The sequence below is a fragment of the Pseudomonas sp. GM74 genome, from assembly GCF_000282455.1.
Classification (GTDB): domain Bacteria; phylum Pseudomonadota; class Gammaproteobacteria; order Pseudomonadales; family Pseudomonadaceae; genus Aquipseudomonas.
Genome location: NZ_AKJG01000108.1, coordinates 61,458 through 82,058, shown reverse-complemented (window position 1 = coordinate 82,058; position 20,601 = coordinate 61,458). Strand labels below are relative to the sequence as shown.

General features: G+C 61.9%; 18 protein-coding genes. 7 read left to right on the top strand and 11 right to left on the bottom strand.

Annotated features, from left to right (window positions below):
* Nucleotides 1–106 precede the first annotated feature (106 nt).
* Nucleotides 107–889, bottom strand: a complete 783-nt coding sequence (locus tag PMI34_RS06975) for a DUF2076 domain-containing protein (RefSeq protein ID WP_008052424.1) — start codon at nucleotides 887–889, stop codon at nucleotides 107–109.
* Between the two features lie 178 nt (nucleotides 890–1,067).
* On the opposite strand from PMI34_RS06975, the gene PMI34_RS06980 reads away from it, so the two are divergent.
* Entirely contained in the window at nucleotides 1,068–1,742 is a 675-nt protein-coding gene (locus tag PMI34_RS06980; protein WP_008052423.1) for a YciC family protein, read from the top strand.
* 66 nt (nucleotides 1,743–1,808) lie between these two features.
* Nucleotides 1,809–2,888, top strand: coding sequence for an endonuclease/exonuclease/phosphatase family protein (locus PMI34_RS06985; RefSeq protein WP_008052422.1), 1,080 nt, complete (start codon nucleotides 1,809–1,811; stop codon nucleotides 2,886–2,888).
* Nucleotides 2,889–3,025: 137 nt separating this feature from the next.
* Here the strand turns inward: PMI34_RS06985 and PMI34_RS06990 are convergent, their stop codons facing one another.
* The 5 genes from PMI34_RS06990 to PMI34_RS07010 form a co-directional block, all read right to left on the bottom strand.
* Nucleotides 3,026–3,859: an ABC transporter ATP-binding protein gene (locus PMI34_RS06990; protein ID WP_008052420.1), complete on the bottom strand. Its 834-nt coding sequence runs from the start codon at nucleotides 3,857–3,859 to the stop codon at nucleotides 3,026–3,028.
* Nucleotides 3,847–4,650, bottom strand: a complete 804-nt coding sequence (locus PMI34_RS06995; RefSeq protein WP_007990681.1) for an ABC transporter permease — start codon at nucleotides 4,648–4,650, stop codon at nucleotides 3,847–3,849. Before PMI34_RS06995 ends, PMI34_RS06990 begins: the two co-directional genes overlap by 13 nt.
* Before the next feature lie 8 nt (nucleotides 4,651–4,658).
* Nucleotides 4,659–5,645 (bottom strand): ABC transporter substrate-binding protein, encoded by a 987-nt coding sequence (locus tag PMI34_RS07000; RefSeq protein WP_008052419.1) that lies wholly within the window; start codon nucleotides 5,643–5,645, stop codon nucleotides 4,659–4,661.
* Nucleotides 5,646–6,034: 389 nt separating this feature from the next.
* Complete coding sequence (locus tag PMI34_RS07005) at nucleotides 6,035–7,405, bottom strand: aspartate aminotransferase family protein (RefSeq protein WP_008052418.1); 1,371 nt, start codon at nucleotides 7,403–7,405, stop codon at nucleotides 6,035–6,037.
* 21 nt (nucleotides 7,406–7,426) lie between these two features.
* Entirely contained in the window at nucleotides 7,427–8,917 is a 1,491-nt protein-coding gene (locus PMI34_RS07010) for an aldehyde dehydrogenase (protein WP_008052417.1), read from the bottom strand.
* Between the two features lie 226 nt (nucleotides 8,918–9,143).
* On the opposite strand from PMI34_RS07010, the gene PMI34_RS07015 reads away from it, so the two are divergent.
* The gene (locus PMI34_RS07015; RefSeq protein ID WP_008052416.1) at nucleotides 9,144–10,073 is read left to right on the top strand and encodes a LysR family transcriptional regulator; all 930 of its coding nucleotides are present in this window, start codon (nucleotides 9,144–9,146) and stop codon (nucleotides 10,071–10,073) included.
* Nucleotides 10,074–10,163: 90 nt separating this feature from the next.
* Here the strand turns inward: PMI34_RS07015 and hrpB are convergent, their stop codons facing one another.
* Nucleotides 10,164–12,680 (bottom strand): ATP-dependent helicase HrpB, encoded by a 2,517-nt coding sequence (hrpB, locus tag PMI34_RS07020; RefSeq protein WP_008052415.1) that lies wholly within the window; start codon nucleotides 12,678–12,680, stop codon nucleotides 10,164–10,166.
* Between the two features lie 109 nt (nucleotides 12,681–12,789).
* Between hrpB and PMI34_RS07025 the strand changes: the two genes are divergently transcribed.
* Nucleotides 12,790–13,209 carry a hypothetical protein gene (locus PMI34_RS07025; RefSeq protein ID WP_008022979.1) on the top strand — a complete coding sequence of 140 codons (420 nt, stop codon included), beginning with the start codon at nucleotides 12,790–12,792 and terminating at the stop codon, nucleotides 13,207–13,209.
* 41 nt (nucleotides 13,210–13,250) lie between these two features.
* The gene (locus tag PMI34_RS07030; protein WP_008052413.1) at nucleotides 13,251–14,147 is read left to right on the top strand and encodes a cation diffusion facilitator family transporter; all 897 of its coding nucleotides are present in this window, start codon (nucleotides 13,251–13,253) and stop codon (nucleotides 14,145–14,147) included.
* Here the strand turns inward: PMI34_RS07030 and PMI34_RS07035 are convergent.
* Nucleotides 14,141–15,190, bottom strand: a complete 1,050-nt coding sequence (locus PMI34_RS07035) for a DUF6515 family protein (protein WP_008052412.1) — start codon at nucleotides 15,188–15,190, stop codon at nucleotides 14,141–14,143. The genes PMI34_RS07030 and PMI34_RS07035 overlap by 7 nt on opposite strands.
* A gap of 439 nt (nucleotides 15,191–15,629) precedes the next feature.
* Here PMI34_RS07035 and PMI34_RS07040 point away from each other — a divergent pair, with 439 nt between their 5' ends.
* Both PMI34_RS07040 and PMI34_RS07045 read left to right on the top strand, forming a co-directional pair.
* Nucleotides 15,630–16,109 (top strand): Lrp/AsnC family transcriptional regulator, encoded by a 480-nt coding sequence (locus PMI34_RS07040; RefSeq protein ID WP_007937367.1) that lies wholly within the window; start codon nucleotides 15,630–15,632, stop codon nucleotides 16,107–16,109.
* 214 nt (nucleotides 16,110–16,323) lie between these two features.
* The gene (locus tag PMI34_RS07045) at nucleotides 16,324–16,533 is read left to right on the top strand and encodes a DUF2788 domain-containing protein (RefSeq protein ID WP_007937369.1); all 210 of its coding nucleotides are present in this window, start codon (nucleotides 16,324–16,326) and stop codon (nucleotides 16,531–16,533) included.
* On the opposite strand, the gene PMI34_RS07050 is transcribed toward PMI34_RS07045, so the two are convergent.
* From PMI34_RS07050 to PMI34_RS07060, 3 genes are all read right to left on the bottom strand, one after another.
* Nucleotides 16,528–17,166, bottom strand: a complete 639-nt coding sequence (locus tag PMI34_RS07050; protein ID WP_008052411.1) for a pseudouridine synthase — start codon at nucleotides 17,164–17,166, stop codon at nucleotides 16,528–16,530. The two genes, PMI34_RS07045 and PMI34_RS07050, sit on opposite strands and share 6 nt — an antisense overlap.
* A gap of 71 nt (nucleotides 17,167–17,237) precedes the next feature.
* Nucleotides 17,238–18,737, bottom strand: coding sequence for an AMP nucleosidase (amn, locus tag PMI34_RS07055; RefSeq protein ID WP_177318815.1), 1,500 nt, complete (start codon nucleotides 18,735–18,737; stop codon nucleotides 17,238–17,240).
* Nucleotides 18,738–18,940: 203 nt separating this feature from the next.
* Nucleotides 18,941–20,590 carry an acyl-CoA dehydrogenase family protein gene (locus tag PMI34_RS07060; protein WP_008052409.1) on the bottom strand — a complete coding sequence of 550 codons (1,650 nt, stop codon included), beginning with the start codon at nucleotides 20,588–20,590 and terminating at the stop codon, nucleotides 18,941–18,943.
* Nucleotides 20,591–20,601 lie beyond the last annotated feature (11 nt).

Genomic DNA, 20,601 nt, shown 5'->3' with positions numbered 1-20,601 from the left:
GCTGAATCAGGCACCAGGCCCGAAAAGTCGCCCAGTATGCCAGCCCGAAGTATTGTTCCGCGAATAATCGGCTATGTGGCGAGGGAGCTCGCTCCCTCGCCACAGGTCAGACGAAGGAATCGTCGTCGCCGCCGAAGAACGATGAGCTGTCATCGCTGTAGTCGGCGTCGCTGAACCCGCCCTGATCGTTGCTCCAGGAATCGTTATCGGCCATCCGCTGGTCATCACCCCCGCCATTGTTGCCCTGGTCGTTGACCTGGGCCGGTTCTTCCTTGATGACTTCGACGACTTCCGGTTGCTGATTGTGATGGAACAGGCTGCTGATGCCTTGTGCCAGCATTACGCCACCCGCCACGCCGGCGGCGGTTTTCAGCGCACCACCGAGGAAACTGCTGCCGGCCGCTGCCGGAGCCTGTTGTTGCGGCGCATAGCCCTGCTGTGGATAGTTTTGCGGCGGGGCACCGAAGTTCTGCTGTGGCGGTTGCGAACCGAACGACGAGCGTCCCGGCTCACGCCAGCCACCGCTCGACGGCGGTGCGCTCTGGGTTGGCGCGGGTTGTGGCTCGCGAGAGCTGCCGCCAAAGATGCTCGACAAAAAGCCACCGCTACTCGGCGCAGGAGCCGGGGTTGACTGGGCCTTGGCCTGTTGCAGTTCGGCCTGCAACTGCTGGACTTGCCGGGTCAGTTGTTGGTTCTGCTCATCGAGGCTCTTGATCGCCGCCTCTTGCACCAGAATCGCCTGGGTCATGAAATAACCTGCCGCGGGCTGGCGAGTCAGGTGTTCCTTGATACGTGCCTCGGCCTGGGCGTCGCGCGGGGCTGAGTCCGTTTCGGCCTGTTGCAGCCGGGAAAACAGTCCATCGATCAGGGTTTGTTCTTCGCTGTTCATGGCGACCTCGTAGATTGCCGGGAAAATCGTTGCCTTTTTCCACTGAGGATAAGGTGCTCGACCTTAATGGAGGCTGAAACAAGATGTTTCAATGACATTTACCGAACGTTTACGTTTGCGTCCCCCGGCGCTTGATCGGTTAAAGTGAGCCACTGCTTCCAACCTGCGATACCAACTGATGAATCCGTTAGATGTGCTGCGTGACTCCCTGTATTTCTTCAGGCTCAATCTGGGCCAGATCGTGCAGCTGTGCCTGCCGCTGGTGATGCTTGAGGCACTGCTGCAACAAGTGGTCGACCACTCCACGGAGCCGGACAGTTTCCCCGGCATCAGCGTGATTGTCGGCCTGCTGGTGTACCCGCTGTACACCGCCGCGCTGATTCTGTTTCTCGACGCCCGCAGCCGCGGCGAATCGCCGAGCAACCGCGAGCTGCTGTCTAGATCCGCCTATCTGTGGCCGCGCTTCGCCCTGCTGACGGCGCTCAATACCGTGCTGATTCTGCTGGGCCTGTCGCTGTATTTCCTGCCGGGTATCTACCTGATGGTGACCCTGGCGTTTGGCGAATACCTGCTGGTGTTGCGCGGCCTGGCGCCGTTGGCGGCCATGAAGGAAAGCCTGCGCCTGACCAGCGGTCATTTCCTGCGCATCCTGCTGTGCATTCTGTGTGTGATGGGACCGTTGTGGCTGCTCAAGGGCGTGACACTTGCGGCGTACCCGGAACCTCAGAACCCGGTGATCTCACTATTGATCGACAGTGCCCACAGCTTCCTTCAGCTGTTTACCAGCGTGGTGCTGTTCCGGCTGTTCATGCTGATCAACCCGCTGCCTGAGAGAAATGACAACTCGCTCTGACCTTGGGCGCGACCATCGCTCTCGGTTATGCTCGGGAACAAACCTGTAACGCTAATAAGCCGAGCCATGACCCGTCTACTGCGCTACACCCTGCTGGGCCTGCTGATCGTGATCGGCCTGATCATCGTAATGATCTACAGCCTGACCTGGCGCCCCGATGCCAAGGAAGTGTTATCAGTCAGTTGCAATGCCCAGCCCCCCACCCTGGTCCCCGGTCAGGCGCTGAAGGTGATGACCTGGAACGTCCAGTACCTGGCCGGCAAGCGCTACGTATTCTGGAATGACCTGGCCGCCGGCACCGACGAACGCCCCACAGCGGAAGACATGGCCTTCAGCCTCGACGAAGTGGCGCGGGTGATTCGCGACGAACAACCGGACATCGTGCTGTTGCAGGAACTGGACGATGGTGCCAAGGCCAGCGATTACCAGCGCCAGTTCAAACTGCTGCAAGAACGGCTCGCCGACTTGTATCCGTGTGGCACCAGCGCATTCGACTGGAAGGCTGACTTCGTGCCGAACCCGCACATCTTCGGCAGTGTCGGCCGGCAACTGGCGACCCTCAGCCGTTTCCAGATCGAACATGCCGAACGCCTGCAACTGCCCATCGCCTCGGGCAATCCGCTCAGTCGCCAATTCAAACCCAAAGACGCCTTGCTGGTGAGCTACTTGCCGTTGAGTGATGGTGGGCAAATAGCGGTGCTCAATACCCATCTGGACCGCGCCAATCGAGCCGACGACACCTTGCAGAACCAGGTGAACGCCGTGGCCAGGGCCCTCGATAAACTCGAAAGCCGTGGCACGCCGTGGCTGATCGGTGGGGATTTCAACCTGTTGCCGCTAGGCCAGTATCGACGCCTGTCCGACGCACAACGAGCGCCCTACTCCGCCGACAGCCCGTTGCACATCCTGTGGGACAAGTACCCGATGATCCCGAGCAACAACGAAGCCAGTGGTATCGACCGCGAACGCTGGCTGACCCATTACCCGAACGATCCCGGGCTGAACGGCCCGGACCGGACCGTCGACTACCTGTTCTACAGCCCGCGGATCAAACGGGTCGAAGCGGTGGTGCGGCAAGATGATACGTTGCGCATCTCCGATCATCTGCCGGTGATTGCGCGGTTCCTGTTGCCCGCTGCGCCCTGACCCCGAATCAACACAAGACCTGTGGGAGCGAGCTTGCTCGCGATGGCGTCGTGTCAGTCGACATCATTGTTGAATGACAAATCGCTATCGCGAGCAAGCTCGCTCCCACAAGGATGGTGCATCGGCTCGAATCAGGTTTAATGCACCTCTTCCAGATCGTCATGCAGCAGCCCGAAGATCTCGCGCTTCATTTCGATGAACGAGCGCTCCATGACCATGTCCAGGTTGCGTGGACGTTCGATCGGTACATCGAGGATCTGCTTGATCCGTCCTGGCCTGGCGCCCATGACGTAGACCCGGTCGCCGAGCAGAATCGCCTCGTCGATGTCGTGGGTCACGAACAACACCGTCTTCTTGCTGTTGCCCCACACCCGCAGCAGCAACTGCTGCATTTGCAGGCGCGTCTGGCTGTCGAGGGCGCCGAAAGGCTCGTCCATCAGCAGGATCTGCGGATCATTGGCCAGCGCGCGGGCAATGGCGACGCGCTGCATCATGCCGCCGGACAACTGCTTGGCGTAGTTGTCGGCAAAGCCGCTCAGACCTACTTCGTTGACGTAGTAGTCGACGATGTCCTTGCGTTGCGCCGCCGGCATGCCGCGCCGCTTGAGGCCGAACTCGACGTTCTGCCGCACCGTCAGCCACGGGAACAGCGTGTAGCTCTGGAACACCATGCCGCGATCCGCACCGGGGCCCTCCACCTGTTGGCCGCCGACGTAGATCTCGCCTGATGTCGGTTCGGCCAGGCCGGCGGTGAGGTACAGCAGGCTCGACTTGCCGCAGCCCGACGGCCCGACGAGCACGGCGAATTGCTGGTCCGGCACCTCGAACGACACTTCCTCCAAGGCGGTAAATGTACCGCCATCGGGTTTCCTGTAACTCAGGCTGACCTTGTCCACCTTCAGTCGTGGCGCGTTCACCGGGGCAGCCTGAGGGGCGACAAAACGATGAGTGGCGGCGGTTACTGAGCCCATGCGGTGATCCTCAGACGTAGGAAACGGAACAGTTGATCGGTGACCAGGCCCAGCAGGCCGATGATCGCGATGGCGAGGAAAATCACATCCACCTGGAAGCCACGCATGGCCTTGAGGCTCAGGTAACCCAGGCCACTGGAAGCGGCGACCAGTTCAGCCACCACCAGGTAAGTCCAGGCCCAGCCCATGGTCACGCGCAGAGTGTCGAGTACGCCCGGCAGGGAAGCCGGAGCGATCACGTGCAGCACCGCATCACGACGGTTCGAACCGAGTGTGTAGGAAGCGTTGATCAGGTCCTTGGAGATGCCTTTGGACACGTCCGCGATCATCACCAGTTGCTGGAAGAACACGCCGAAAATGATCACTGATACCCGCTGCTCCAGACCGATGCCGATCCACAGGATGAACAGCGGCACGAACGAGGTCACCGGCAGGTAGCGAATGAAGTTCACCAGCGGCTCCAGGAACGCCTGGACGATGCGGAAGCTGCCCATCAACAGTCCCAGCGGCACCGCCACCAGGGACGACACGATGAATCCGACCATCACCACTTCGACGCTGGCCCACACATGCTGGCCGAGGGTGCCGTCGCGACCCAGGCGCACGGCGGCCTCGACCACCGCGCCCGGCGTCGGCAGGAACATGCCCGGCACCACGCCACCATAGGACAAACCGGCCCACAGGCCGACCAACAGCACCCAGGCCAGGCCGCTCGCGCTCCAGATCACCGAGACCGGCAAACCGGTCTTGGGCGTGATGCAGCGGCTCAGCCATGAATTGCGCTTGAACATGCAGCCTCCTAGAGCGGGGTGACGAAACGGTTGTCGATCAGGTCGTCATTACTGACGTTGTAGGGTTTGCCTTGCAGTTCGCTGGCGGTCTCGTTGGCCAGTTTGATCAGCGGTGCGCTGTCACCCGGCTTGCCCGGCGAGCCCAGCAGTTTTTCGCTCATGGCCTGATCGTAGAACCGCACGCCTTGGGCGGCCGCTTCGAGTTCCTTCGGATCGGCCAGGTAACCTCCAACACCCTTGGCCATGATTTTGTAGGCTTCCTGCGGATGATCCTTGGTGTACTGCACGGCTTTGTACAAACCGGCCACCAGTGCCTTGACGTCTTCCGGCTGTTTTTCGATGACGGTGCAGTTCAATGCCACCACGTCGACGATCACCCCCGGCGTGCTGCTGCTGTCGACCAGCACCTTGCCCTGTTTCTTGTCGCGCACCATCGACAGGTGCGGCTCCCAGGTCACGGCGGCGGGTACACGACCGGCGATGAACGCGGTGGCGGCGTCATCGGCCGTCATGTTCTGCACGGTGATGTCGCTCATTTTCATGCCGTTCTTTTTCAGCAGATACGACAACCAGAACTGCGAGGTCGACCCTTCGTTCACCGCCACGGCCTGGCCCTTGAGCTCTTGCAGACTCTTGACGTCCTTGCCCACCAGCACGCCGTCGCCACCATGGCTGTCGTCCAGCGCGGCCACGGCCTTGAAGCAGAATTGCGGACGGTACTTGAGGACCTCGTCGATGGTCGACGCCGAGCCGGACAACTCGCCGGAAGCTTGTGCGGCCATGTACATCGCCGCTTCTTCGACCACTGGCAACTCGACGGTCAAACCGTTTTCCTTGAAGTAGCCAAGGTCCTGGGCCAGGTACAGGGTGCCGTAGCCGACCCAGGTGGTATGACCGATGGACAGGGTGCCGGCCTGGGCGCTGGTGGCGACCGTCGCGGCGATGGCGGTGATCGCCAGTGGATGGGCAACGCGCGTAAGCAAGGACTTGATCATGGAGCACTCCCAAAGCTGTTGATTTAGTTTTGTCATGGGCAGTACGGCGAGCCCTGAATCGGCTGCTTCCTGTGGTCTCTGAGGGACCCTTCGGCGGGCAGCATTCGGCGGGCTGGCGAGATCGATGTTGGCCCAAGGGCGGGATTAGGAAAATGAGGAAATATGTGGATGCGAGTGATGAAAAAACTGGTTAGCGCGCACTGCTAAAAAGCGGCAATGGCAAGGATGCACAAGCTCAGTGCAAGACATGAAAAATGTGTTGAATCGGCCATAGCATTCGCGGGCAAGCCCGCTCCCACAGGTTATGTGTCGTGCCCAAAACGTGCGGCCGACACAAATCCTGTGGGAGCGGGCTTGCCCGCGAAGAGGCCCGCTAGAGCACTACAAAGTCAGAGCCGGCCGTATTCCTGCGCCGTGCGATCCACCGCTTTCAAGGCCTTGGCGATCAGCTCATCAATCTCTTCACGGCTGGCAATCAACGCCGGCGCCATGATCATCCGCCCCAGTGTGGAGCGAATGATCACCCCCTCTTCAAAACCAATCGTACGGCAGCGCCACGCAATGTCGTTCTCGTTGGCAAAACGCTTGCGGCTGTTTTTGTCTTCGGCCAGTTGCAGCGCCGCGACCATGCCGGTGCCCTGGATATCACCCACCAGCGGATGCTTGCCGAACACTTCCCGCAGGCACTGTTGCAGGTACGGGCCAATGTCGTCCTTGACCCGCGTCACCACGCCCTCGTCACGCAGGGCCTTGAGGTTGGCAATCGCCACCGCCGCCGCCACCGGGTGCCCGGAATAGGTCAGGCCGTGGGCGAACACACCGCCCTGCTCCACCAGCACCGAGGCCATTTTCTTCGACAGGATCAAGCCGCCCATGGGGATGTAGCCCGAGGTCAGGCCCTTGGCGATGGACAGGGTGTCCGGCTCGAAACCGAAGTACTCGTGGGCGAACCATTCGCCGGTGCGACCGAAGCCGCCGATCACTTCATCGGCGCACAGCAGCACATCGTACTTGCGACAGATGCGCTGGATTTCCGGCCAGTAGCTTTCCGGCGGGAAGATCATGCCGCCGGCACCCTGGAAGGGCTCGGCGATGAAGCCCGCGACCTTGTCCGCACCCAGCTCGAGAATCTTCGCTTCCAGTTGCCGGGCCGCACGCAGACCGAATTCGGCCGGGGTCAGGTTGCCCTCGTGAGCGAAGAAGTACGGCTCGTCGATGTGCTCGATGTCCGGAATCATGCCGCCCATTTCGTGCATGAATTTCATGCCGCCGAGCGCCGTCGCGGCCAGGGTCGAACCGTGGTAACCGTTCCAGCGACCGATCATGATTTTCTTCTCGGGCTTGCCGAGCACCTGCCAGTAACGACGCACCGTGCGGATCAACACCTCGTTGGCTTCGGAGCCTGAGTTGGTGTAGATCGCGTGGCTGTAGTGACCCGGTAGCAGGCTGAACAGCAACTCGGACAGCTCGATCACCTGCGGGTGGGTGGTGTGGAAAAACATGTTGTAGTACGGCAGCTGTTCCAGTTGCTGGCTCGCAGCAAAGGCCAGGTCCTTGCGCCCGTAACCGAGGTTGGTGCACCACAACCCGGACATGCCGTCGAGGTAACGCCGGCCGTCGTTGTCCCACAGGTGCAGGCGTTCGCCACGGACCATCACCCGTGGCCCTTCGTCGTTGAGGGCTTTCTGATCGACGAACGCATGGATGTGGTGCGCAGCGTCGGCGGCCTGGTAGTCGCGGGTATCACGTGGTGTGGTCATCGCCAGTTCTCCGTTTTGTTATCAGCGCAATTGAAACCAGGTGGTCTTCAACTGGGTGTATTTATCGAATGAGTGCAGGGACAAGTCGCGGCCGAAACCCGACTGCTTGCCGCCGCCGAAAGGCACGGTCACGTCCAGCGCATCGACGCTGTTGACCGACACCGTACCGGCCCGCAATTGTCGCGCCACGCGGTGGGCGCGGTTGAGGTCGTCGGTCCAAAGCGAGGCCGCCAGACCGTAGACGCTGTCGTTGGCCAACTGCAAGGCGTGGGCCTCGTCGTCGAATGGCGTGATCGCTAGCACCGGGCCGAACACTTCATCGCGAAACAGCGGCATGTCCGGGGTTACGCCGGTGAAAATCGTCGGCTGGATGAAGTTGTCCGAGCCATTGAAGATCGACTGTCGACCGCCACAAACCTTGGTCGCGCCTTGCTGCTCGGCCTGCTGGATGAACTTCATGATGCGTGAGGTCTGACGGCTGTCGACGATGGCTCCGGCGGCGCTCGACGGGTCCAGCGGATCGCCCGGCAACCAGCGTTCGGCCTGAGCCTTGAGACGTTCGACGAACTCGTCATGAATCGAGCGCTGCACCAGCAACCGCGAGTTGGCCGAGCAGACTTCGCCCTGATTGAAGAAGATGCCGAACGCGGCTTTTTCCGCTGCCAGATCCAGGTCCTGGCAATCGGCGAACACCAGGTTGGCGCTCTTGCCGCCGCACTCCAGCCATACCTGCTTGAGGTTCGATTGCGCCGAGTACTGCATGAAATATTTGCCGACTTCGGTGGAGCCGGTGAACACCAGGCAATCGACGTCCGGGTGCAGGCCGAGGGCCTTGCCCGTCTGCTCGCCGAGGCCCGGCAGCACATTCAACACACCCGCAGGCACACCGGCTTCAAGCGCCAACTCAGCCAGTCGCAAAGCGGAAAACGGCGACTGCTCGGCCGGTTTGAGGATCACCGAATTACCGGCGGCCAGGGCCGGGGCGAGTTTCCACGCGGCCATGTCCAGGGGGAAATTCCACGGCACCACGGCAGCCACCACGCCGAGGGCTTCGCGGGTGATGGTCGCCAGTACGTTCTGCGAACTCGGCGCGATCTGGTCGTAGAGTTTGTCGAGGCTCTCGGCGTACCAGCGGAACACACCGGCGGCACCCGGCACGTCGATGTTGTAGGCGTCCACGACGGGCTTGCCCATGTTCAGCGAGTCGAGCAGCGCCAGTTCCTCACGGTTTTCAAGAATCAAGTCGGCCAGGCGCAACAGCACTTGTTTACGCTCGGTCGGCGAACGTGCCGACCAGGTGCCGGCTTCAAACACTTGCCGCGCATTGCGCACCGCCGCGTTCACGTCTTCTTCGCCGCAGGCGGCAACGTTGGCCAGGCATTGCCCGGTGGCAGGGTTGATCGCGGCGTAAGTCTGCCCCGACTGCGCCGCACGGCGCTGGCCGTCGATTACGGCCTGGTCGGGAAACCGCAGGGAAGCGGCCTTGCGTTGCCAATACTCAAGCTCGAACACGTTCAGATGCTCCAGAGGACATTCTTGTGTATTGGATAGTCGCTCAGGCCCGAGCGGTGGAAAACCAGTAAAAATGTGTTCGCAGGCCAAGAAAAAACTACGTAGCCAATCTCCCTTCTGGCGCAGCATGTGGTTATTGTTCAACCACAACAAATCGCTACCCGAGCGGATAGGGGTGGCGCGCAAATTGCCAGGATGCCTGATCCGTTCTCCCTCGAGGTTTGCTGTGGCTGCCTACAATCTGCGTCAACTGAAATACTTCATCACCACCGTCGAGTGCGGCAGCGTCGCCGAGGCCTCGCGCAAGCTGTACATCGCCCAGCCTTCGATCTCCACGGCCATCAAAGGGCTGGAAGACAGCTTCGGCGTGCAACTGCTGATTCGTCACCATGCACAGGGCGTGTCGTTGACCCCCAGTGGTGCACGCTTCTACCGCAAGGCCCAGGAACTGCTGCGCATGGCCAAGGAGTTCGAACAGAACGCCCTGGCCGACAACGACGTGGTGTCCGGTCAGATCGATATCGGCTGTTTCGAAACCGTCGCGCCGCTGTACCTGCCGCAATTGATCGCCGGGTTTTCGGCGTTGTACCCGGGGGTGGAAATCCGCATCCGCGACGGCGAGCAACAAGAGTTGGTGCAAGGCCTGACCTCCGGTGCGTTCGACCTGGCGATCCTCTATGAACATGACCTCGACGGCACCATCGCAACCGAACCGCTGATGCCGGCGCAACGACCTTACGCGCTGTTGCCGGCCGATCACCGCTTCGCCCAGCAGGCGCAGGTGTCGCTGCGGGACCTGTGCCTGGAGCCGATGATTCTTCTGGACGTGCAGCCGAGCCGGACCTATTTCGTCAGCCTGTTCGATGAGCTGGGCCTGACCCCACGCATAGCCTTCAGCTCGCCATCGATCGAGATGGTGCGGGGCATGGTTGGCCAGGGCTTCGGCTTCTCGATCCTGGTGACCAAGCCGCATTCGGAGTGCACCTACGACGGGCAGAAAGTGGTGTGCGTGGACATCGCCGAAGACGTCACCGGCTCCGGGCTGGTGGCGGCCTGGCTCAAGCGCGGGCAACTGACCAAGCCGGCGCAGTTGTTTGCGGACTATTGCCGCGAACAACTCACGGCGAAATCCGAAAGATCACACCACCCTCTGTAGGAGCTGCCGCAGGCTGCGATCTTTTGATTTTGATTTTTTCAAGATCAAAAGATCGCAGCCTGCGGCAGCTCCTACGTAATCGCGATGCGATTACTTGCGCGGTTTGATCCGCGCAGTCGCCTCGGCCACCAGCGGATCATCCGGCCAGTAATGTTTCGGATACCTTCCCTTCAAATCCTTCTTCACCTCGGCGTAGGTGCTGCGCCAGAAGTTGGCCAGGTCCTGCGTCACCTGCACCGGCCGGCGCGCCGGAGACAACAGATGCAGCTTGACCACCTGCCGGCCTCCGGCGATGCGCGGGGTTTCGGCCAGGCCGAACAACTCCTGTAGACGCACCGCCAGAATCGGCGGCTGTTCGCTGTAGTCCAGGCGAATCGAGGAGCCCGACGGCACGCTCAAATGATGGGGCGCCAGTTCGTCCAGCCGTTGCGGTAACGGCCACGGCAGCAGGTTGTGGACGATGCTCGACAGGTCCAGATTGGCGAAGTGACTGAGCCGCGAAACCTTGCCCAGATACGGCATCAGCCAGTGCTCCAGACTCTTGAGCAACGCCGTGTCGCTGACATCCGGCCACTCGCTCTCGCCCTTGCCAGCGAGGTCCAGTTGCCGCAATAAGGCGACCCGCGCCTGCCACTGACGCAGCTCCGGCGTCCATGGCAACAGCTCCAAGCCTTTGCGCCGCACCAGATTCACCAGCGCCTGGCTGCGGGCGCTTTCGTCGAGGCCGGTGAGCGGTTCACGGCTGAGGATCAGTTCGCCAACCTTGCGCTGACGCTCGGCCCGCAGCACGCCTTCACGTTCATCCCAATCCAGTTGATCGACACAGCGAACTTGCTCGGCCAGCACGGAATCGAAGAGCGCCGGGTCGAAGTCCGTCGCCAGATAAATCCGCTCCTCACGCTGGCCCTGGCGACTGCCCAGATCGGCGATCACCAGCCACGGTTGCTTCATCAGGCTATCGGCCTCGGCGAACAGTGCGGCACGTCCGTTGGCCAAGCGATACTCCGCGCCACCGGCGCGCCGTTGCTGGGCGACCCGGTCGGGATAGGCCAAAGCCAGCAACGCACCGAGCCAGCGCGGGTGATCCGGATCGCTGACCGGCTCCGTCGCTTTGCCGCGCAAGTAACCACGGTATTGCCGCGCCAGTTGCCGTGCGCGTTGCACGCCACCTTGCGCGCCACGTGCGGCGCGCTCTTCGCCAGACAGCAATACCAGTCGGCTGTGCAAGTCCGCCCCGGCACCGCGCAAGATATCTCGCTCGCCGAGCAGCGCCGCGACATCGCAAGCCATGTCTGCCAATCCCAGCGCCTGGCCACGCAAAAGCAAATGGGCGATACGCGGATGCGCCGGCAGTTCGGCCATGGCCTGACCGTGACGGGTCAGCGCTTCACCATCGAGTGCGCCCAAGCGTTCGAGCAAGTCCTGGGCCTGCGCATACGCGGCGGCGGGCGGCACGTCGAGCCACACCAGCTGCCCCGGCGTCACACCCCAGCGCCCCAGCTGCAAGGCCAGCCCGGCGAGGTCCGCCGAAAGGATTTCCGCACTGCCATAGGCCGCCAGTTGCTCGTGCTGATCCTGTGACCACAAGCGATAACACACGCCCGGTTCCAGGCGCCCGGCCCGACCCGCACGCTGGGTAGCGCTGGCCTTGGAAATGCGCTGGGTGTCGAGGCGGGTCATGCCGCTGCCGGGATCGAATCGCGGCACCCGCGCCAACCCGGCATCGATCACCACGCGCACGCCATTGATGGTCAAACTGGTTTCGGCAATGTTGGTGGCCAGCACCACTTTGCGTTTGCCTGCCGGTGCCGGATCGATCGCCGCCCGTTGCGCGGCGAGGTCCAGTTCACCGTGCAACGGACACAGCAGGACCTGAGTGCTTTCGCCCAAGGCATCGGCCAGTTGCTGATGCACGCGACGGATTTCAGCCTGCCCCGGCAGGAACACCAGCACACTGCCGGTCTCGTCGTTCAAGGCGTCGAGGATGGTCTGCACCAGACGCGGCTCGATGAATTCACCGGCCTGAAACGGTCGGCCCCAGCGCATCGCCACCGGGTACATGCGCCCTTCGCTGCGCAGGATCGGCGCGTCGTCGAGCAACCCGGCCAAGCGTTCGCCTTCGAGCGTGGCGGACATCAAGAGGATTTTCAGCGGCTGATCGTCACGGAACAGTTCGCGGCCATTGAGGCTCAGGGCCAGCGCCAGATCAGCGTCGAGGCTGCGTTCGTGAAATTCGTCGAAGATCAGCAGGCCCACACCCTCGAGCGCCGGGTCATCCTGCAGGCGCCGGGTAAGGATGCCTTCGGTGACCACTTCGATGCGGGTATTGGGGCCGACCTTGCTGTCGAGGCGAATGCGATAGCCCACGGTTTCGCCGACCTTTTCCCCCAGCTCACTGGCCAGCCGTTCCGCCGCTGCGCGTGCGGCCAACCGGCGGGGTTCGAGCATCAGGATGGTCTGCCCGGCCAGCCACGGCTCGTTGAGCAAGGCCAAAGGCACGCGGGTGGTTTTACCGGCGCCGGGTGGTGCTTCGAGCACGGCTTCGTGGCGTGTAGCGAGGGCTTCACGCAGGGCGGGTAAAACTTCATCGATCGGCAAAGAAATCATGCTGGCTCCCAAACAGAGGGCCGAGTATAACGGCGAACTGCAAGGCGTTCGTCAGGGTCTTAATTCATACCGACGACGTTTCGTTTCGAGATTACTCAGGAGATTTCATATGCGTGCTCCCTTTCGCCTGATTGGCGGTGTTCTGGTCGCAACCTTGCTGACTCAAGTGACCGCCTGCGGGTCGATCTTCTACCCCGATCGCCGTGGCCAGATCGAAGGCAAGATCGACCCGGCCATCGCCGCGCTCGATGCCGTGGGCCTGCTGTTCTACATCATCCCCGGCCTGATCGCTTTTGCCGTGGACTTCGCCACCGGCGCGATTTACTTCGAGCCGGGTAAAACCGCCCAGGTCGACCCGCAAAAACTCAAGGACGCCATCGGACCCGACGGCAAAGTCGATAACCGCAAGTTGCAGACTATTCTGGAAAGCGAACTGGGCCGCAGCTTCCCGCTGGACGATCCACGCCTGATCCAGAGCAAAGGCAGCGCCCAACAACTGGCGATGTTCGGCCTGCAACCGGCCGCGTAATCCCTCCACGCGAAAGGACTCTTCAAGGAACGATGACCCCTATGACCTCCAGCTCCGAACACGCCCGCCTGCTGCGGCTGGCGACCCGTGCCTCGGTGGCGGTGGCGTGCATCCTGATCGTCGCCAAAGCCATCGCCTGGTGGCTGAGCGGCTCGGTGAGCATGCTCGCCGGGCTCACCGACTCGACACTCGACGGCGTCACGTCATTGCTCAACCTGCTGGCGGTGCATTACGCCCTGCGCCCCGCCGACAATGATCACCGCTACGGGCACGGCAAGGCCGAGTCGTTGGCGGGCATGGCCCAGGCATTGTTCATTGGCGGCAGTGCGGTGCTGATTGCATTGCAGGCCTATGATCGGCTCAAACATCCCGAACCGGTCGGCGCACCGTGGATCAGTATCGGCGTGATTGTGTTCTCCCTCGTGCTGACCCTGGCGTTGTTGATGTTTCAACATCGGGTGGTCAAGGCCACCGGTTCCAACGCGGTGCGCGCCGACTCCCTGCACTACCGCTCGGACATGCTGCTCAACGGCAGTATTCTGATCGCGCTGGTGTTGGCCGGGTTTGGCCTGCATCAGGTCGACCCCTGGTTCGGCCTGGGGATCGCTGCCTACATTCTATGGAGCGCGGTGCAGATCGCTCGGGAGAGCTTTGCGGTGTTGATGGATGAAGAACTGCCGCCGGAGGTCAGCCAGCACATGCTGGAGTTGGCGTGCAGCGTGCCCGGTGTGCTGGGTGCCCATGACCTGCGCACGCGGATCTCCGGCAATCAATGGTTTGTGCAGTTGCATCTGGAGTTACCGGGGGAGCTGACGTTATCCGTTGCCCACGGCATCAGCGATCAGGCTGCCGCGGCGATTCACAGCGCCTACCCGCGGGCCGAAGTGCTGGTGCACGCCGACCCGCAGGAAGTGGTCAAAGCCGCCCGGGATCAGTAAGTCACCTGATAACCGCGACTGCTCAGGCAGTTGCCCTGGGCCTGTCGGTAGGCTTGCACCACCGACGGATCTGGCTGGTAGGTGGCGGTTCGTGGATCGAAACCACTCTGCTGCACCGCGTATTGATAACACTCGTAGCCATCCCGACTGACCTGCTCCGGCGACTGACCGTTGGCTGGATACGCCTCCACGTCATAACCACTGTTGCCGGCTGGCGGTTGCGACTGCGGTTGGCCAACCGGCGGCTCGACCACAACGTAGTCCTGAGTGCTTTGCTGATAGGCGTAATACGAACCGGCCGCCACGAATAACAGCACCCCGCCTATCCACACTTGCTGGGCGTAATCGGGCAGGTATCTGACGCGAATCCCGCGCGGCGGCTCTATCACCTCATAACGGGGGCCCAGCGGGCGATACCAGTAGCCACCGGAATAGTAGTAGTCCATGCCACGGTAAGGCACGCGGTAGTTGCGCTCGGGGAAGCGGTCGATCACCTGGCCGGGGCGATACCTGGGGCCTGGTCCCCAGCCGTAACCATGGCCACTCGGGCGCCCCTGCAAGTGATTGTCATAGGACGGTGCGACTGTGTAGCCATTCCAGCGCTGGTTGTAATCGTTGCGACGTGGCTGGTCCTGGTAGTAACCGCGCTGCGGCTGCTGGGTCTGGTGCACGGTGTCGGGCCGGGGCTGGATTGGCATGTCAGTGGCCGGCATCTGCGGCATAGGTAGCGGCGAGCGCACCTGGCTGTTGAAATCCGGCGCTGGACGGTTCTGCCTCTGGTCATTGTTTTGACGTTGATTCTGGCTGTTGTGATCGTACTGGCGGTTGTCGTTTTTCTGCGCACGGGGCTGGTTCTGCGGCTGGCCGTTTTGCGGATGCGGCTGGTTGCTGCCACCATGGCCCTGGCTATCGCCCTGATGCCCACCCTGGCCGTGTTGCCCGCCATCATGGCCACGGTTTTGCGGCTCATCGGCCATCGTTTGCACGGAGACACTGACACACAGCAAACCAACACCGGCCAAACGCCAGATGCGCGATTTCATGCTTTACCTCATTGCGGGTAAGGGCCTGTACGTAAGACTGGGAAAGCGCTGGCCGGTTCTGCGACAGATTATCTGTCACGCAACTTATTTACTGAGGCCAGCGGGTCAAATTCCACATGCAAGAAAAAGGGGAGACCCGTCGGCCTCCCCTTAGAGAACTTCGTCCTGGCTCGACACTTGTGGCGTCGGCTCACCTCACGCCGTCTTCTGGACAGTGTGCAGCTCGGGGGCCGGCACATCCCCGGTGGGGGTGGCGACCGCGGCGGGCCTGATTCGGCGAGCCGCACTGGACTGTTTGTCCGAGCAGTGATTCTGGTGATAAGAATAGGCCGAGAGCGTCGGCAGAGGATTGCGAAGATTGCTGAATTAAACATCACTTGCGCAATTTTTAACCTCGGATACATAATCCTCCGCAATAGTTACGACAAAGGACCGTTTGATGAGCAAGCTCGACCGTTACGACCTGAGTATTCTGGCGGAATTGCAGCGCGACGCACGCATCTCCAACCAGGAGCTGGCCGAGCGCATCGGCCTTTCGCCTTCGCCGTGTTCGCGGCGGGTCAAGCAACTGGAAGACGACGGCTACATTTCCCGCCAGGTCGCCCTGCTCGACCGCAAGATGCTGGGCCTGAGCCTGACCGCTTACGTGCTGATCGGCATGGACCGTCACACGCCGGAGCGTTTCGAGAATTTCGAAGCGGCCATCCGCACCCTGCCCCAGGTACTCGAATGCAGCCTGGTGACCGGGATGGATGCCGACTATCAACTCAAGGTCGTGGTGCCGGACATGGACCACTACCAGAAACTGCTGCTGGGGCATCTGACGCGGATTGAAGGCGTGACCAGCGTACGTTCGAGTTTTGTGTTGAATCAGGTGTTGAACAGCACCGAACTGCCTTTGACTCATCTGCGTAGCTGAAGACGCCATCGTCGGAACGCCGCCCGGAGCAAGCCCGCTCCCACAGTTAATCTCTATCGGTCAGAAGATCCAATGTGGGAGCGGGCTTGCTCGCGAAGAGGCCGGCACAGGCGACGAATAGCTGCGACACACCGCCGCAGGTCAATACAGCGCGAACCCGCGCAGGCGTATACTCCCCGCGCCCTTTTAGCCACGCCCGCGCTGGAGATGTTCGATGGATCCTGCCGTTTTCGAAGAGTGGATGATGACCGGACTGGTCAGCATCCTGATCATTTTCATGGGTTTCATCGTCTGGGATCTGGCGAAGAAGTCCAAGGCCGGGCGCTTTGGCTCGTTCATCCTGTTCTTCGTGCTGGGCCTGGGCGTGGCGGCGTTCGTGATCAAGAGCGTGGTGATCGGCCTGATCGAGTCCGGAACGTTATAAGCGCGCCGGCACTTCCTTCCACTGGCCCTGATCGAGCCCCTCGATCGTCCAGTCACCGATCCTGACCCGCACCAGACGCAAGGTCGGCAACCCGACCGCCGCCGTCATGCGCCGCACCTGTCGGTTGCGCCCTTCGCGAATCACCAACTCCAGCCAACTGGTCGGCACGCTTTTGCGAAAGCGCACCGGCGGATTGCGCGGCCACAGTTCGGGTTCGTCCAGTTGCCGCGCCTCGGCGGGCAAGGTCATGCCGTCATTCAATTCGACGCCGTCACGCAAGCGCTGCAATTGCTCGGCGCTCGGCTCGCCCTCGACCTGCACCCAATAGGTCTTGGCAAGCTTGTGTTTCGGGTCGGCGATCCGCGCCTGAAGCTGGCCGTCGTTGGTCAGCAGCAGCAAGCCTTCGCTGTCGCGGTCCAGCCTTCCGGCCGGATAGATTCCCGGTACATCGATGTAATCCTTGAGGGTCGCGCGCCCTTCGCCGTCACTGAATTGCGTCAGCACATCGAAAGGTTTGTTGAACAGGATCAGCTTCGGCTCGGCCGGTGGTGCCTTGGCGACACGGCGCGGGGCTGAAGGAGAGGGTTTCGCGCCAGGGCGGCGGGAAACGGGACGTTGAGGAGGACGAGACATGAGAAAGGAAACATCTAACGGTCAGGGCTGCTAATGCTAGTGCCCCAACCGTCAAATGACCATGACAACCGTTAGCGGAACGGTGGCTCGTCGAAGCTGCGCAGTTTGCGCGAGTGCAGTGAGTTGAGTTCGGTGCGCAACAGATCGACCGCCTCGATACCGATCTTCAAGTGCTGGCTGACCGCGCGTTCATAGAAGGCATTGGCCGAGCCCGGCAGCTTGATTTCGCTGTGCAGTGGTTTGTCCGAGACGCACAGCAACGTGCCGTACGGCACCCGCAAACGATAACCTTGCGCTGCGATGGTGCCGCTTTCCATGTCCACCGCCACGGCGCGGGACAGGTTGATCAGCGGCCGCTCCTGCGCCCAGCGCAGCTCCCAGTTACGGTCGTCGTAGGTCAGCACGGTGCCGGTACGCAGGCGTTTTTTCAGTTCGTCGCCCTTCTCGCCGGTGATGTTGGCCGCCGCCTGCTGAAGCGCGAGTTGCACTTCGGCCAGGGCCGGAATCGGAATGTTCGGCGGCACCACCCGGTCGAGAATGCCGTCGCGACGCATGTAGGCGTGGGCCAGCACGTAGTCGCCAATCGTCTGCGACTGACGCAGGCCGCCACAGTGGCCGATCATCAGCCAGCAATGCGGGCGCAAAACGGCCAGATGGTCGGTGATGTTTTTGGCGTTGGAGGGGCCGACGCCGATGTTGACCAGGGTCACGCCGTGGCCATCGCTGGCGATCAGGTGATAGGCCGGCATCTGGTAGCGGTGCCAGACCACCCCGGCAGCAATCGCCGAGGCTTCGCCGTGGTCCATGCTCTTGTCGATGATCACGTTGCCCGGCAGCACCATGCGCACGAAACGCGGGTCAGTGCGCAGCTGCTCCAGGCCATGGACGATGAACTGGTCGACGTAGCGGTGATAGTTGGTCAGCAGAATCCACGGCTGCACATGCCGCCAGTCGCTGCCGGTGTAATGCACCAGTCGGCGCAGGGAGAAATCCACCCGTGCGGCATCGAACAGCGCCAGGGGCAGCGGATCGGTGTTTTCCCAGTCGTACAAACCGTCGGCAATGCCGTCGGTCGCGGCCGACAGGTCGGTACTCGGGAACACCCGCGCCAGCACGGCGGCGGTGACGCCAGAACCTCCCAGTTCATCGCCCTGCTCGACCACATACGGATACGGGATGTTCTGCTGGCTGACACCGACTTCCACCGTCACGGTGAAGTCGTGCATCAACGGAACGAGCTGTTCCAGCAGGTATTTACGAAAAGCCGACGGATGGGTGACGGTGACGCTGTAGGTGCCCGGCAGTTGGACCTTGGCATAGGCACGGGTGGTCTGCGGGACTTCGCCCTGGCAGTGGTAGGTCAGGCGCAATTCGGGATAGCGGAACATCGAGCGCTGTTCGGCATCGGGCTCGACGCGATCCTTGAGGTAGCGCTTGAGCGCCTGGCTCAGCGCGGTGGTTGCACGATTGTGCAAGTGTGCAAGCCGGTCCACGGCTTGCTCGGCGGTTTGAACGACAATAAAAGCTTCGGTCACGATCAGCATCCTGTGTTCTGACTTGCAGACCTTCATCTTGCCTGCATCGTCGCTTCACGGGAACAGTGGCGTTGACTGTGTACAGAGAACAACTGTGGGAGCGAGCTTGGTCCGGGCGGCGTTCCGACGATAGCGGCGTATCAGTCAACATCATTGTTGAATGTAAATCCGTCATCGTCGGAACGCCGCCCGGACCAAGCTCGCTCCCACAGGGGTTTGCGGTGCTGAGTTAATCGCGGTCAGAAACCCTGCGGAGTCGAGCGGGCGACAATCGCTTCCACATCCAGCCCGCGCGGCAGGGTGCCATACACCCGGCCGCCGCCATTCAGACGACTGGCGATAAACGCATCACTGACAACGGAGTTACCCGCCTCCAGCAACAACCTGGCCTGCAGTCCCAACGCGATGTCCTCGGTCAACTGCCGGGCGCGGTACTGAATGTCGCTGGTGTCCTTGAAGGCCGCCTGCAATTGATTGATGTGCGCAGCCAGGCGCTTGTCGCCATGACCATCGCCCAACTCGCTGAACAGCACATCGAGCACGCCCGGCTCTTTCGACAAGGCACGCAGCACGTCGAGGCATTGCACGTTGCCGGAACCTTCCCAGGTCGAATTCACCGGCGCCTCGCGGTAAAGCCGCGGCAGGATGCTTTCTTCGACATAACCCGCGCCGCCCATGCATTCGGCGGCTTCGTTGATCATCGCCGGCGCCCGCTTGCAGATCCAGTACTTGCCCACCGCCGTCACCAGCCGGGCGAATTTGGCTTCCTGCGAATCATCCAGATGATCCAGCGCCCGGCCCATGCGCAGGCTCAAGGCCAGGGCGGCTTCGCTTTCCAGTGCCAGATCCGCCAACACGTTTTGCATCAAGGGCTGTTCGCTGAGCAGCTTGCCGCCGACCGAACGGTGGGCACAGTGATGGCTGGCCTGGGTCAATGCCTGACGCATCAGCGCACTGGAACCGACCATGCAATCGAAGCGGGTCATGGCGACCATCTCGATGATCGTCGGAACGCCCCGGCCCTCTTCACCGATCATCCACGCCAGTGCGCCACGAAACTCCACTTCGCTGGAGGCGTTGGAGCAATTGCCGAGCTTGTTCTTGAGGCGCTGGATGTAGAACTGATTGCGCGTGTCGTCCGGACGATGGCGCGGCAGCAGGAAACAGGTCAGGCCCTTGTCGGTCTGCGCCAGGGTCAGGAAAGCGTCGCACATCGGCGCCGAACAGAACCATTTGTGGCCCACCAGCTCATAGGCCTGACCGGGGCCACTGGCGCCGACCGGATACGCTTTGGTGGTGTTGGCCCGGACATCGGTACCGCCCTGCTTCTCGGTCATGGCCATGCCAATGGTGACCCCGGCCTTGTGGGCCATGCCGACGTTGCGCGGGTCGTATTCGGTGGCGAGGATTTTCGGCAGCCACTTTTCGGCCAGGTCCGGTTGCAGACGCATGGCCGGGACACTGGCAAAGGTCATCGTCAACGGGCAGCCACTGCCGGCTTCGGCCTGGCTGTGCAGATACGACATGCAAGCGCGGGCGACATGGGCGCCGTCCTGCGGGTGCGCCCAGGGCAGCGAGGTCAAGCCGTGCTCGACCGCCGTGCGCATCAATTGGTGATAAGCCGGATGAAATTCCACCAGATCGATGCGATGACCAAACCGGTCGTGGCTGTTGAACACCGGCTTGTTCTGATTGGCCAGAAACCCGGCCTCCATCAACCGGCCACCGGCCAGTGCGCCGTAGGCGTCGATCCGCGATTCGGCCCAACCGGCCCCGAACCGCCGCGACCACTCCTGCAACGGCAAGTCGATGCGGTACAGGTTGGCGCCGTCCAGTGACGGTGGCTGGTTGGTGACTTCGTGGGTTTCGGCGAACTGATGCAGGTTCATGACAGGGCTCC